Raw genomic sequence first — 14,056 nt, 5'->3', positions numbered from 1 at the left:
GACCCATGTTCTCTCTTCAGATCGATTTACAGAGAAAACTATTCCTGATAACGTTCCCGGCAACGATTGCGTAAAAAAAGAGCCATCGTTACTTGAATGAACCCTCATTTTGAGGTCACTTTAGGGAAGAATTCAGCCATTTACGGCTGGTAGTTGGTCTTGTTTTTCCCAAACCCCAATGAAAATCCTAACTGGTTTAGCTGTACTCACTCTTGCTACTAGCTTTCGCATAGCTCCTGACCACCCATCGGCAAATGGCAATCCTACTGTATCGGGAGTTGATTTACCGAAAGTGCTCACACCATCCTTCCGAAAAGATACGCTTACCATCAGCAAATTTGGCGCAGTTGCCGATGGGTTGACCCTCAATACTATTGCTATCAACAAGGCCATTGAGCAATGCAATCGTGCCGGTGGTGGTGTGGTGCTGGTCCCTCGCGGCTTATGGCTCACGGGTCCGATTGCCCTGAAAAACAATGTAAATCTGCATCTGGCAAAGGGTGCACTCGTTCAATTCACCAATCAGCGGACTGCTTATCCGTTAGTAAATACAACCTGGGAAGGAGAAGATGCGGTTCGGAATCAGGCCCCTATTTCGGGCGTCGATCTGGAAAACATCGCCATTACGGGCGAAGGCATTCTCGATGGTGCCGGTGACGCCTGGCGGATGGTTAAGAAAAGTAAACTCACGGACGATCAGTGGAAAAAACTCGTTGCATCGGGAGGTGTATTGAACGACAAAAAGGATATGTGGTATCCATCGGCCCAGTCGTTTAAAGGAGCTACCATGACCGTCAAAGCAGGACAAGACCGTGCATATTACGAAGATATAAAGGATTTCCTGCGTCCGAATATGGTAAGCCTGACTCGATGCAAGCGGATTTTACTGGAAGGCGTAACCTTCCAAAACTCCCCCGCCTGGTGCCTCCATCCCCTCCTATGCGAGAACATCACCTTGCGCAATGTTACGGCTAAAAATCCGTGGTATGCTCAGAATGGTGATGGTCTCGATCTTGAATCGTGCCGGAACGGGCTGGTTGAAAATTGCTTGTTCGATGTGGGCGATGATGGCATTTGTATCAAGTCCGGGCGCGACGAACAGGGCCGAAAGCGGGGTGTACCTACCGAGAATATCATTGTGCGGAATTGTCGGGTGTATCATGCCCACGGCGGTTTTGTGATTGGGAGCGAGATGTCGGGCGGAGTCAAAAATCTGTACGTATCGAACTGCACGTTTATGGGAACGGATGTAGGACTCCGGTTCAAAACAGCTCGTGGACGAGGTGGCATTGTGGAGAACATCTTCGTAGACGGTATCGACATGACCGACATTGCGGGCGAGGCCATTCTGTTCGATATGTATTATGCCGCTAAAGACCCGGTACCGCAACAGGGAGAAAGCAACGAGCTACCCGTTATTCCAGCGCAACCGCTTTCCGAAGTTACCCCACAGTTTCGTGCGTTCCAGATTCGGAATGTGACTTGCAAAGGTGCTGAAACGGGTATTATGGTACGCGGGTTACCCGAAATGGCAGTTAAGGATATCCTGATTGAAAACGCGGTCCTGCAAAGTCGGAAAGGCTTTGTTTGTATCGAAGCCGAAAACATTCGACTGAAAAACGTTACGCTGATGAGCCCGGCAAAAACGTTGATGCAGATTCAAAATAGCCACAACCTAACGCTCGACAACATCCAGTACGCCGATAACACCGACCTGCTCATGCACATCTCCGGCAACCGCTCGAACAGCATCAAACTCCTGAATACCAACACCTCACACGCCAAGAAAACGGTGGAAACCAGCACTGGCGTTCCGGCCAATGTGTTGACAATGAAATAGATTCCATCCATACCTCGATTCGTGACTCAGTGCATGTTAAGGCGACTTACAGGCTCTGAGTTTTTTGTTTTTGAGGGATAGGTCCTTTGGTTTGTGATTGCTTCTAGAGAGTTTTATTAGTAACTATAAAACTAGTACATATAACCAATAAAGTATATATTTTAATTTATTTAGTTGCTTAATTTCTATTAATAATCTATTATTGCACATTAGTTGATTTACCCTTTACACGTTTAATGGTTTCTCTTTGATAATCAACAAGATATAATTAAATGAACCTTCGCCCTCGTATATGTTGGGTAATCGCTGTTTGGTTTTCTGTTTGGCAATTCCCCAGCGACAGGACAAACACCCCTGTTAAGACAATCTAGGTTTGTGGAGCAAGTTCCGGTTGACAAGCCGAATACCTGAGTAGGGCCAGTTGTGGGCTTGCAAGGTTGCCCTCTTGCGACAGGCCAGCCACCCCAATAAGGACAGCTTTGGGCTTCGCGTTCGATGTAAGAATCAAAAAGTGCGTTTTTCAACATTCCAAAATTTCAATCAAAATGGCTACCGTAAAAGAAGAATTAAGAGACCTAAAACGGGAAATTCTCAGAAGCTACAATTCTGGTGGGCAAGCTGACCTTGCCGACGGAACACGTGTAACGTGGAACCAGTGTGAGGATCCAAAGTACACAAGTCAAGGCGCAACACGGTTTGTGTATGTGAACGTGCACAACGACAGTACTGGATTGCATAAAACAGGGCATTGGGATACAGAAAACAACTGTTTTGTTGATTAATTCAACTGAGTTGCTCTGCATGGGCTGCCTGTCTGACGACAGCCCAACAAAAACAGGGATGTAAAGGCCGCAAGTCCTGCGCTTCTTTTGAGTAATTTGCTCGCCATCAACCCCTGGGGTCGTTGGATAGCGGGCCTGCAAAGTACTTATTTTTCAGCGTATTGGTAACAAAAAAGCGAACTTAAGAAGGATAGTTTTGGGCTTCCAGGTCGCCGTTCTGGCAAAGCCGCTTTTTTGCTCGTTGGGCAGGTTTCAGCTGGTAGAGTGAACTTACTGAGGATCAGGGTTTTGATTTGCGGGATAGTGTGACAGGTCAACCGCCCCATCAGAGAACAGCTTAGGAATACCGCAATTAGGCGTTCCATGCTTCGCACAAAAGTCTTGGTTTGCTGTATCAGCTTAATGGTTGATTATTGAATAAATCGAATCAGTAACATTCCGTAACAACTCCATGAACAAACTTCTTTACCCTTTATTTTACCTTTTTTTTTGTGGAATAAGTCTTATTTCTTTTGAGGGATGTACAACTTACACCCCAAAGTGGAAAGGAGATATTCTTTCTAACTATAAACGGTATCCTATATTGAACATACCAAATGCTCATTATGAGAAACGGTTCCGTATTGCACCTGCGCTAATTATCAATTATGGCATTTTTCCAATCGCTGGATATGCTGTAGCTAAATCAACAAAGTTTACCGAGCCAGGTTACGGTTTGGCAATTGGATTTGGTGTTGGAAGTTTACTTTCAGTACCCTTTGTAATGAAGCAATCAAAGACTTACGTACCTTTCGATAATGTTGAGAAGTGGACAAGTAAAAATGCTAAATTTTATGGTAATTACGGCTTAAACGGGAAAGGAATATTTTTCGCTCTAAAAAAGGATTACCGTTATGCAGGTGAAAGTGGTGATAAAGAAACTGATCTTTGGTTTGTTCATAATAATGCTTGGAAAGACTATGAGTTTAGTAGCTCAATGGAAGTTCAACTCTTTTATAACGCTTTTCCAGACAGAGACCCGACACAATATATTAGAGATATTCAAGGTAAATTTTCTCCTTATATCTCCGCATTATACCCTGTTGATGTGATTGAAAAATTAGAGAAAGTATATCCATTAAATCTACATACAAAACAACTAAGAACTGATTACGAAAAAAAGAGATTGGACGAAGCCACCAGTCGCGCAAGCGCAGCTTTTTTAGTCTCATCATGGTTACTAAGTGGAAACACTCCAGAATACACAAAGTCTGCTGCATCGTATATTGTTGATCATTGTTTTACTACTGAGAAAGCTGATAATTTTAATGAAGAAATTTATCAAAGCTCGGTAATCTATAAATGCAAAAATCGTTCAACGAATACCTCAACTCAACTTCCCTCTTTCACGTTGACACTAACAAAAAAGCAAGGTAAGAAACCTGAAGAATATAATCTCTATAATCCGAAGCAGAAAAAAAATTTTAACAGCGATGAGTTTTTAGAGCTAATTAAACTTCGTGCTAAAATTTGTGGGTGTGACTACAAAAAAGAGTTGGGCGAAAGTCTAAACAAAAATTATATAGAAGTTGGGCAACAAATACGTCAATTAGAAGATCCTAATGTCTCATTATTTCAAAAGATATTAGGAGCTAATCGAATTAATGATCTAAAACGTAAACAAACAGCACTTTATTCCGTTATGAACGACTTGAATTAAGATTAGTATTTGGTTTAATTTCTAAACATTGGAATCATGAATTTAACACTTTTGACAGGTCCATATCTAAAAAAGTTTACGGATAAGATAAGTCTTCAATCTGTGGAGGACTTCAAGGGTGATTATTGTGGTGGATATGTCTCACAATATGACCTATATATTGATAAGGACACAGACCTGATTTGGGTCTGTGATAAGGGAGGTGAAAATCCGAAGCCAACTGACATCAGCGTTCATTAAATTAAACAATTATCGCCTTATTGACTTGAAGTAAATAAGGCGTGGGATTTCACCCATCCCAATATGTGTAAATTAAAAATCAATGACAACAGGTTATAGAGACGGAAAACCGGAAATAGGGCAAGAACATTGCGCTTTTCGTTCGATTAATGCAGTTAAAGAGTTTCTAAAAATCATCCACGTAAAAGAAAGTGATGCAACTGATTTTTGGACTATTCATGGTGAACTTGTTAGAGACGAGGGTGGGCCTGATGGCCTTGTTATTAAAGTTGAGGCCTTTGAAAGACTAAAGCTTTAATGTTTCAAAAACGGGTCTCAGCTATAGAACAAATTCAGGTTTTGGGGATGTGCTTCGGCGATAAGCCAGCTAATCCGACAGGTGGGCTTTTAGGCTCATTTGGCGGCTCCCCTTGACAAGCCAAACGCCCAGTAATTTGGGCTTTGACAAGTTGGGCAGCTTCCTTGCGATAGGGAAACGCTCCGGTTAGGCAGGCTGAGCAAAGCGGTTTTCATTACGCTGTTGCTCTTCGCCAATCGGAGTAAAAGTTGGTTCGTTGCGTTTGTGTGCGCTTCGCGTGGGGTCGCTTTCCGGTGGCAGGGAGCACGTCCCGCAGGAAGGTCGCAGCCCAATCGCCACCGTGTTCGCGAGCGAACGAACCCAGAAGAACTGTTAAATCTTAGATTCTAAAACGAAATGCAACAGATAAGTTTGCTGCTATATTTTGCACTTTTCATAGAAAACCAGCGAGAAATCAACTCCTCGCCGGTCAAGTGTAAATGGCTATGTTTGCAGCAATCGCTAAACTGTTGCACCATGTCCCATTTAACACTCCCCAAAGATACCAAATTGGTGCCTTGCGCCACCTCAAACCCGCTCAGATCGCACGCAGAATCGGCAAGTATCGCTCCGTAGTCACTCGACAATTGGCTCGTAATGCCAACTCTATTATTGATTACCAGCCCCAAACGGTCCATAAAGCCTATCTGAACCGGCGCCCTAAAAACGCTACCAAAGCTACGCCTACCATTTACCAAACTATCCAGATCGGACTTAGCCAACAATGGTCACCCGAGCAAATTCAAGGCCGATGCCAGCAAACTGGCCAGTCCATGCTCTTCACCAGCACCATCTACAACTATATCTGGTATGATTACCGCCAGGGAGGTACCCTCTATAAGCACCTGCGACACGCCCATAAACCTTATCGGAAGCGCTATGGCAAGCCAGATGGGCGCCGAAAAGCGGTTAAGCAAGTCAACCGGCCTGGTATTTAGGAACGCCCAAAAATCGTTGATGAGAAGACGCGTTTCGGCGACTGGGAACTGGATACAGTCATAGGGCCCAACCACAAAGGTGTACTGGTCACGCTCACCGAGTGAAGCAGTAACTACTTATTAATGAAACGAGTAGAGGATAAATCGGCTCGCAATACAGGGCAGGCTATTATTGCCTGCTTGAAAGAAAGCGGCTTACCCGTTCATACACTCACTTCAGATAATGGCACAGAGTTCGCCGAGTATGAGCAGGTGGCCAAGACTCTAAAAACCTCTTTTTATTTTGCTCATCCGTATCATGCCTGGGAACGGGGCGCAAACGAACATAATAATAAATTGATCCGCCAATTTATTCCTAAAAAGATGGATTTTTCGCAGATGAATCATCAGGAGGTAAAACCTACCAAGAGCGGATCAATGACCATCCCCGCAAGAAATTGAACTATCCCCCCAACGAACACATTAAATCAATCCGTTCAACCCCAATTGTTGCATTTCAAACTTGAATCTGCGAATGACCTTGTCGACGAACTCAAACTTAAAATTCACCCCTTGACTTTAGGTAAAGGGAAAAAGTTTTTTGACAATGGTATGATCCCCGCTGCTTTTACTCTGCTTGAGAATATTGTCACCTCAACCGGAGTGATTATTGCCAGTTACAAACGAACGGGAGATGTCAAGACTGGTAAAGTCGGGGCTTAAATTTATTAACCACAGAGGTAGAGAGACTTAAAATACTGGCTTTTAGTTGGTTAAGCTCTGCGCCCTCTGTACCTCTGTGGTCAACAAACCTGTTATATTTTGTGTGACCCCGATGGGGTCATATGTCTATAGAAAAATCATCAATCCTATAAACATTTGACCCCATCGGGGTCACACAAAAGTATAGCTCAGTATAAATCTGTTTCCTACTAAAAACCTGAACACCTACTCCATAACCTACCCATGGCAACAGAATTTATTCCCACAATTCCTGACTGCGAAATTGTAACTTCACGAATTATACATGCACCCAGAAAACTCGTTTTCCGAGCCTGGACAGAGCCCGATCATCTAAAAAACTGGTGGGGGCCAGCCGGTTTCACCAATACGTTTACTGAGTTTGACTTACGGGTTGGCGGAAGATGGAGCTTTATCATGCACGGCCCAGAGAAAGGAAATTACCCCAATGAATGTGAGTTCCTGAAAATAGAAGAACCTGCCCTTATTGCCTGGAAACGATATTTAAAACCCCTGTTTCGAGTGGTTGCCACATTTGAAGAAATAACTCTGGAACAAACTAAAGTGACACTCAGACAGATTTTTGACACGGCTGAAGAACGTGAAAAAATAGAGAAATTCACTGTTGGCAAAAACGACGAGAACTTTGATCGGCTGGAAGTCGAACTAGAAGAAATGGCGGCCTAACAGCCTATATGAAATTCTAAATAAAAGCCGAAATGAAGAGTTTTTTGTCATTCCGACGCAAGGAGGAATCTTAAGGTTTCCTTACTCTCAGATAAGGACAATCTAAGATTCCTCCTTGCGTCGGAATGACAAAAAATGCCGTCTTTTGATCGAAAAAGTCTCTCTAGACTTCTCCATACAACAAAACACTACGTTCGACCTCATGCTCTACATCACGCAATTAATTTTCATCAAAGAAGGCCAGGAGCAGGTATTTCATCAGTTTGAAGACATTGCCATTCCAACCATCGCGAAATACAACGGACGGCTCTTACTGAGAGTGCGGCCAACAGACGACGCGTTTATCGAGCATCACATCAACAAACCCTACGAAATTCACCTCGTCGAATTTGACGCCGAGCAGGATTTTCAAAACTTTATGCAGGACGAGGAACGAAAGAAGTTTCTGCACCTTAAAGAGCAGTCGATTAAAGCATCAATTCTGATTAAAGGGACGAAGTTATAATAACGCCAATCAGACTTTGGCTCCCACAAAGTCACTCGCCCACCCTTAGTCCAACGGGCTGCGACGACTCGCGGATGATCATCCGGGTTGGAATCCGAATCATGTCGGGTTGCGCTGCTTTTTGTTTCCCTTCAATCTGATCGATAAGTAGTTCGGCAGCGGTCTGACCAATTTCAAGGGCGGGCTGCTCAACGGTACTCATGGGGGGAGCCAGTAAATCGGCTACGGGTGTATTCGTAAACCCAATCAGCGAAACGTCCTCAGGAATAGACACATTGCGTTTTTTCAGGGCAGCCAGACAACCCAACGCAAGTCGGTCGCCAGCGGCAAAGAAGGCATCGGGCGACTGATCCAGTAAATCGTTTACAACGGGCTCCACATTGTTCTGGCCAAATTCAGAATACCGGATCAGGTTTTCGTCATAGGGCAATCCGTACTTCTCAAGGGCGGCCCGATAGCCCGCCAATCGCTCCTGCGTGATGGAGATGTAAGACGGGATGGTTAAGTGTGCGATGCGCCGTCGGCCCGATTGAATTAAATGCTCCGTTGCGGCAAAAGCACCCGTAAAATTATCGGCAGTTACGGCCAGCGATTTAAGGTCTTTGGATACGCGATCGAAGAGAACGATAGGCAATTTCCGCTCCTGTAAAGCGCGTAGATGCGACACATCCGACGTACTGCCCGACAAGGAAATAAGCAAGCCATCTGCTTTTCGGGCAACCGCCTGCTGCACGGTCAATAACTCCCGCTCGTAGGATTCGTGGCTTTGAAAAATGATAACCTGATACCCTCGACTATAGGCAACGGCATCGATGCCATTGATGGCTTGTGAAAAATAATTATTGGCAATTTGGGGAACGATAACACCAATAACCCGGCTTCGATTCTCCTTTAAACTGAGAGCAATAGGATTTGGCTGGTAATTGAACCGCTCGGCGTATTCAACTACCAGCCGCTTGGTTTCCGGATTAATTTCATAACTATCCCGCAACGCCCGCGAGACAGTCGAGGTTGACAGGTTTAAGGCACGCGCAATATCTTTTATCGTAATAGTCTCCAAAGCAACATATTGGTAAAATACAAAAACACAGGCAATCCGTCAGGCGCTATGCGTATAAGTGTCGAGTCCTGGTCAACTACTCGTTTTGCGGCTTTCCAGCAATATACCCAGAACTCGGCAACGTTCCCGATAACGTTTGCGTGAATAAATATCCCGAAAAGTTTCTACTTAACAAATAGCCTGCTTAATCTTAGGAAAGCAAGTAGCTAAGCCGTACACCTAATAGCTCACCTGGTTTCCATAAAAAAGACAATTTTTCGATCAATCATATCCGGTATTATGAATTCCTTATCCCTGCAGTTGCTACCGCTGCTTCAATCCAGCACCGATGTCAGTCTTCCAACCGATCAACTCCTGCATTTACCTGAGCGCGTATTGCAATTTGGCACAGGGGTTCTGTTGCGCGGTTTACCCGATTATTTAATCGACAAAGCGAACCGTCAGGGTATTTTTAATGGCCGAATCGTAGTCGTAAAATCAACGGACGGGGGTGATATGTCGGCCTTTGCCCGGCAGGATAATTTATATACGCTCTGCATTCGGGGAATTGAAAATAAGAAACTCGTTGAAGAAAATGTCATTTGCTCAGCCATTAGCCGTGTGTTATCGGCCAAACAGCAGTGGGATGAGATTCTACAGGTGGCCACCAGCCCTGACTTACAGATCGTGATTTCCAATACGACCGAGGTTGGTATTCAGCTGGTTCAGGACGATATTCGACAGTCGTCGCCGGAATCGTTTCCGGGCAAATTACTGGCCGTTTTGTATGCCCGCTATGAGGCATTTAACGGCGACCCAACCAAAGGGCTTGTCATCGTTCCTACCGAACTTATTCCGAATAATGGCACCAAACTAGCCGCTATTTTACTGGAACTAGCAAATCAGAATGGACTGGAAGAAGCATTTATCCACTGGCTCACCACAGCCAATACCTGCTGCAATTCGCTGGTTGATCGCATTGTGCCCGGCCGACCCGATGCAGCCACCTATACGGCGATTAGTGAACAACTTGGTTATCAGGATGAATTGTTAACCGTTTCGGAAGTGTACCGACTCTGGGCTATCGAGGGTGATGAGCACGTACAAGAGGTGCTATCGTTCCATCAGGCCGACGAGAATATTTTCATCCGACCTAACATCGACCAGTTTCGCGAACTGAAATTACGACTGCTCAACGGCACGCACACATTAAGCTGTGGACTGGCTTATCTGAGTGGCTTCGAAACGGTTCGGGAAGCGATGGACGATGAGGTTTTGTCGGCTTTCGTTAGCAGTGTCATGCTGGCCGAACTGATTCCGGGCATCCCCTATACTGTCGACGATAAAATCGCTCAACGCTTTGGCTTTCACGTACTTGATCGCTTCCGTAACCCATTCATTGAACATCGTTGGATAGCCATCACCATGCAATATTCGGCGAAGATGCAGATGCGGAATATTCCAACGTTGCTTCATTATTACAAGCAATTGAACGTTACACCCCGCTACATAGCCTTAGGCTTTGCCGCCTATCTGCTGTTTATGCGGGCTAGCTCGCAACAGGATGGCGTGTGGTATGGTGAGCGCGATGGACAGAAATACCCGATTCAGGATGCTCAGGCTGGTTATTTTGCCGACTTGTGGGCACGCCTGAATCCGCAGGACTTAACCAATGCGGTGCTACAAAATACCAACTTGTGGGATGCTGATTTAACGCAGTTACCGGGCTTTGCCGATTCGGTAGCGAATCATTTGACGCAAATGGTCAACTCGAGTGTATTAGCGACAGTAGCTGCCCATTTCGATCACATTGAAACCGTAACAAAATGAAAATAGCCCGTTGATTGTTATGATCAGTATGATTAATAGATGATTTACATCGTAATGAGTCTTAAACAATCATAAAAATCTGCGTCCTATAAGATCAAAATGAAACAGAACGTTTTAAAAATACACCCTAACGACTCCGTGCTCGTTGCGCTTACCGATTTAGAACCGGGCGAACGAGTGCAAAACGATGGCAACTCTTTAATCGTTACAGAAGCGATTCCGGCCAAACACAAACTAGCCATTCAGGCGTTTGAGCCCGGCGATTCCATCACCATGTACGGTGTACTCGTTGGAAAAGCTAAACACGCTATTCCCGCCGGAGGTCGACTCACTACCTTCAACGTACAGCATGCGACCAATAGCTACGACCTTCATGCGGCTGCGTATCAATGGACAGCGCCTGCCGTTGATCAGTGGCAGAACCAGACGTTCATGGGTTATCACCGTTCTGACGGAAGCGTAGGAACGGGCAACTACTGGCTTGTAATTCCACTGGTTTTCTGCGAAAATCGGAACATTCAGGTACTGGAAGATGCCTTAGTTAACGACCTCGGTTATGGCCGCAAGAAATCCTATCAGCGGCAAACGGAGGAATTGAAGGCGTTGGTTCAGGCCGGTCGTACTGTTGAAGAGGTGCTACAAGCCGATTTACAAACCGCAGAACAGTCGCTCAATGGGCAATTACGGCTCTTCCCTAACGTCGATGGTGTAAAATTTCTCATACATGATGGCGGTTGCGGAGGTACCCGGCAAGATGCCCAGGCGCTCTGTGGTATGCTGGCCGGATACGTCACTCACCCCAACGTAGCAGGTGCAACCATCCTCAGCCTGGGTTGCCAGAATGCGCAGGTGAGCATGTTGCAGGAAGAAATTCAAAAACGGAGTCCACAGTTCGACAAGCCGTTCTTCGTCCTTGAACAACAGACTATTGGCACCGAAGAATCGCTGATTAGTCAGGCCCTCCGGCAGACATTCGCTGGGCTCATGCAGGCCAATACAACTGTCCGAAAACCAGCTCCACTAAGCAAACTGGTCATTGGACTGGAATGCGGTGGATCGGATGGTTTTTCGGGAATTTCGGCTAACCCTGCTGTGGGTCACGCTTCCGATTTGATGGTTGCATTGGGAGGAACGGTTATCCTATCAGAATTCCCTGAACTTTGCGGAGTTGAACAGGAACTGTGCGACCGAGCCGTTGATGCCGAAACCGCCAGTCGTTTCCGCGAATTGATGAACACCTACGCCCAACGAGCCCAGGAAGTAGGATCAGGTTTCGATATGAACCCATCGCCGGGAAACATCCGCGACGGTCTGATTACCGACGCCATGAAATCGGCGGGAGCATCTAAAAAAGGAGGTAGTTCACCGGTCGTGGCCGTGCTCGATTACCCCGAACCCGTTCGCAAACCGGGCCTTAATTTACTCTGCACACCCGGCAACGATGTCGAATCGACCACAGCCGAGGTGGCTTCAGGCGCAACGGTCGTGCTATTTACAACGGGATTAGGTACGCCAACGGGCAATCCAATTACGCCCGTCATTAAAATAGCGAGCAATACCACTTTAGCGAACCGGATGCCCGATATTATTGACATCAATACAGGTACAATTATTGATGGCGAGGAAACCATTCAGCAGGCAGGCGAGCGCATTCTGGAACACATTATCCGCGTAGCCAGCGGTGACCTGGAAATAGCCGCCGTCCGTCACGGTCAGGATGATTTCATTCCCTGGAAACGGGGGGTTTCCCTTTAAATGATTGAATGATTGAGTTTTGAATGATTGACTAGCTAGCAACTACTACTTCATCATTCAATCACTCAATCATTCAAAACTCAATCATTATCCCATGAAAAAGCCCTTTCTAAACGAAAACTTTTTGCTGCAAACCGAAACAGCGCAGCAGCTTTATCACGAGTTTGCCAAGCCGATGCCTATCATCGACTATCACTGCCATCTTCCGCCCGATCAGATCGCGGAGAATAAACAGTTTGAGAACCTGACGCAAATCTGGCTCTACGGCGACCATTACAAATGGCGGGCTATGCGGTCGAATGGCGTGAACGAAAGCTACTGCACGGGAAATCAGCCAGATTTTGCCAAGTTTCAGAAATGGGCCGAAACTGTACCGTATACCCTTCGAAACCCGCTCTACCACTGGACGCACCTGGAATTACAGCGGTATTTTGGAATTACCGAAACGCTCAACGGCAAAAATGCCCGCCAGATTTACGATGCCTGCACCGAACAACTGCAGTCGCCGGATTTTTCGGTTCGGAATCTGCTGCGCCGGATGAACGTTGAAACCGTTTGTACGACTGATGATCCTGTCGATTCACTGGAAAATCATCAAAAACTGGCTGACGAACGGTCCGTCGATACGGGTTTCGAGATCGGTGTCCTGCCAACCTTCCGGCCCGACAAAGCGATGGCGGTCGAAGATACGGCGGTATTCAACCAATACGTGGGGCGATTAGAAGCAGCCAGCAACCTGTCGATCAGCACCTTCGCTGATTTTCTGGCTGCCCTGCGCCAACGACACGATTATTTTGCAGCAATGGGCTGCAAACTCTCGGATCACGGTCTGGAGCAGATTTACGCGGAAGAGTATTCCGACGGTGAAATCAACGTTATTTTCGACAAAATTCGCTCGGGAGATGATCTGACCCATTTAGAAGTACTGAAGTTTAAATCGGCTATGCTTGTGCATCTGGCTGAGATGGATTGGGAGAAAGGCTGGACACAACAGTTTCACCTGGGCGCTCTCCGCAACAACAATAGCCGGATGCTTCGGCAGCTTGGCCCCGATACGGGTTGGGACAGCATCGGCGATTTTGCACAGGCACGCGCCCTCTCCCGTTTCCTCGATCGGCTGGATACGAACGACAAGTTGGCCAAGACAATTTTGTACAACCTCAACCCCAACGATAACGAACTTATTGCTACCATGATTGGTAACTTTAATGATGGGTCGGTGGCAGGAAAAGTACAATTTGGCTCTGGCTGGTGGTTTTTGGACCAGAAAGAGGGTATGGAGCGACAAATCAATGCTCTTTCCAATATGGGCCTGCTCAGTCGCTTTGTAGGTATGCTGACCGATTCGCGCTCGTTCCTGTCGTACCCACGGCACGAGTATTTCCGCCGGATTCTGTGCAACATGCTCGGCAACGACATTGAAAACGGTGAACTTCCCGACGACATCGACTGGACCGGTCAGGTTGTGCAGAACATCTGCTATGGCAACGCTAAAACCTATTTTGGCTTCAGCAATAAGCCGATGTCGCTGGCGGTTTGATAGGCTTCTTGACGTGGTGTCGGGTTCTCAAACCCGACACTGAGCGGTTTCGGGGACGCCAGTCCGCCCAAAATCGTCTGAATAAATGTAAAACGCGGTTTCTTAAAACCGCTCTATGTCAGGTTTTAGAACCTGACACCACAG

The 14,056-nt window shown here is 46.2% G+C and carries 13 protein-coding genes; 12 read left to right on the top strand and 1 reads right to left on the bottom strand.

The window, feature by feature from the left end; translation table 11 throughout:
• The first annotated feature begins 178 nt into the window (after positions 1–178).
• The 9 genes from H3H32_RS05125 (at position 179) to H3H32_RS05085 (ending at position 7,748) form a co-directional block, all read left to right on the top strand.
• Entirely contained in the window at positions 179–1,840 is a 1,662-nt protein-coding gene (locus H3H32_RS05125) for a glycoside hydrolase family 28 protein (RefSeq protein ID WP_182461586.1), read from the top strand.
• Between the two features lie 545 nt (positions 1,841–2,385).
• Complete coding sequence (locus H3H32_RS05120; protein ID WP_182461585.1) at positions 2,386–2,622, top strand: hypothetical protein; 237 nt, start codon at positions 2,386–2,388, stop codon at positions 2,620–2,622.
• Positions 2,623–3,073: 451 nt separating this feature from the next.
• Complete coding sequence (locus H3H32_RS05115; protein WP_182461584.1) at positions 3,074–4,321, top strand: hypothetical protein; 1,248 nt, start codon at positions 3,074–3,076, stop codon at positions 4,319–4,321.
• A gap of 322 nt (positions 4,322–4,643) precedes the next feature.
• Positions 4,644–4,859, top strand: a complete 216-nt coding sequence (locus H3H32_RS05110) for a hypothetical protein (RefSeq protein ID WP_182461583.1) — start codon at positions 4,644–4,646, stop codon at positions 4,857–4,859.
• Between the two features lie 485 nt (positions 4,860–5,344).
• Entirely contained in the window at positions 5,345–5,836 is a 492-nt protein-coding gene (locus H3H32_RS05105; protein ID WP_182461582.1) for a hypothetical protein, read from the top strand.
• Positions 5,837–5,959: 123 nt separating this feature from the next.
• The gene (locus H3H32_RS05100) at positions 5,960–6,277 is read left to right on the top strand and encodes an IS30 family transposase (RefSeq protein ID WP_182461581.1); all 318 of its coding nucleotides are present in this window, start codon (positions 5,960–5,962) and stop codon (positions 6,275–6,277) included.
• 48 nt (positions 6,278–6,325) lie between these two features.
• Positions 6,326–6,538, top strand: coding sequence for a dihydrofolate reductase family protein (locus tag H3H32_RS05095; protein WP_220472601.1), 213 nt, complete (start codon positions 6,326–6,328; stop codon positions 6,536–6,538).
• A gap of 243 nt (positions 6,539–6,781) precedes the next feature.
• A complete protein-coding gene (locus H3H32_RS05090; RefSeq protein WP_182461580.1) occupies positions 6,782–7,243 on the top strand; it encodes an SRPBCC family protein in 462 nt (153 codons plus the stop codon).
• A 202-nt stretch (positions 7,244–7,445) separates the two neighbouring features.
• Positions 7,446–7,748: a DUF1330 domain-containing protein gene (locus tag H3H32_RS05085; RefSeq protein WP_182461579.1), complete on the top strand. Its 303-nt coding sequence runs from the start codon at positions 7,446–7,448 to the stop codon at positions 7,746–7,748.
• Between the two features lie 31 nt (positions 7,749–7,779).
• Here the strand turns inward: H3H32_RS05085 and H3H32_RS05080 are convergent, their stop codons facing one another.
• Positions 7,780–8,808: a LacI family DNA-binding transcriptional regulator gene (locus H3H32_RS05080; protein ID WP_182461578.1), complete on the bottom strand. Its 1,029-nt coding sequence runs from the start codon at positions 8,806–8,808 to the stop codon at positions 7,780–7,782.
• Between the two features lie 279 nt (positions 8,809–9,087).
• On the opposite strand from H3H32_RS05080, the gene H3H32_RS05075 reads away from it, so the two are divergent.
• From H3H32_RS05075 to uxaC, 3 genes are all read left to right on the top strand, one after another.
• Entirely contained in the window at positions 9,088–10,617 is a 1,530-nt protein-coding gene (locus H3H32_RS05075) for a tagaturonate reductase (protein WP_182461577.1), read from the top strand.
• Positions 10,618–10,716: 99 nt separating this feature from the next.
• Positions 10,717–12,372 carry a UxaA family hydrolase gene (locus H3H32_RS05070; RefSeq protein WP_182461576.1) on the top strand — a complete coding sequence of 552 codons (1,656 nt, stop codon included), beginning with the start codon at positions 10,717–10,719 and terminating at the stop codon, positions 12,370–12,372.
• A 94-nt stretch (positions 12,373–12,466) separates the two neighbouring features.
• Positions 12,467–13,912 carry a glucuronate isomerase gene (gene uxaC, locus H3H32_RS05065; RefSeq protein WP_182461575.1) on the top strand — a complete coding sequence of 482 codons (1,446 nt, stop codon included), beginning with the start codon at positions 12,467–12,469 and terminating at the stop codon, positions 13,910–13,912.
• The last annotated feature ends 144 nt before the right edge of the window (positions 13,913–14,056 follow it).

This window comes from Spirosoma foliorum, from assembly GCF_014117325.1.
GTDB lineage: Bacteria > Bacteroidota > Bacteroidia > Cytophagales > Spirosomataceae > Spirosoma > Spirosoma foliorum.
The sequence above is the reverse complement of the archived record's forward strand: the minus strand, read 5'-3'. Positions and strand labels throughout refer to the sequence as shown.

Excerpts from the sequence above, each read along its gene's own strand:
- H3H32_RS05115 (WP_182461584.1), top strand. The coding sequence starts at position 3,074 with ATGAACAAACTTCTTTACCCTTTATTTTACCTTTTTTTTTGTGGAATA.
- H3H32_RS05070 (WP_182461576.1), top strand. The coding sequence starts at position 10,717 with ATGAAACAGAACGTTTTAAAAATACACCCTAACGACTCCGTGCTCGTT.
- H3H32_RS05085 (WP_182461579.1), top strand. The coding sequence starts at position 7,446 with ATGCTCTACATCACGCAATTAATTTTCATCAAAGAAGGCCAGGAGCAG.
- H3H32_RS05100 (WP_182461581.1), top strand. The coding sequence starts at position 5,960 with ATGAAACGAGTAGAGGATAAATCGGCTCGCAATACAGGGCAGGCTATT.
- H3H32_RS05110 (WP_182461583.1), top strand. The coding sequence starts at position 4,644 with ATGACAACAGGTTATAGAGACGGAAAACCGGAAATAGGGCAAGAACAT.
- H3H32_RS05090 (WP_182461580.1), top strand. The coding sequence starts at position 6,782 with ATGGCAACAGAATTTATTCCCACAATTCCTGACTGCGAAATTGTAACT.
- H3H32_RS05075 (WP_182461577.1), top strand. The coding sequence starts at position 9,088 with ATGAATTCCTTATCCCTGCAGTTGCTACCGCTGCTTCAATCCAGCACC.
- H3H32_RS05125 (WP_182461586.1), top strand. The coding sequence starts at position 179 with ATGAAAATCCTAACTGGTTTAGCTGTACTCACTCTTGCTACTAGCTTT.
- H3H32_RS05120 (WP_182461585.1), top strand. The coding sequence starts at position 2,386 with ATGGCTACCGTAAAAGAAGAATTAAGAGACCTAAAACGGGAAATTCTC.
- H3H32_RS05105 (WP_182461582.1), top strand. The coding sequence starts at position 5,345 with ATGTTTGCAGCAATCGCTAAACTGTTGCACCATGTCCCATTTAACACT.
- uxaC (WP_182461575.1), top strand. The coding sequence starts at position 12,467 with ATGAAAAAGCCCTTTCTAAACGAAAACTTTTTGCTGCAAACCGAAACA.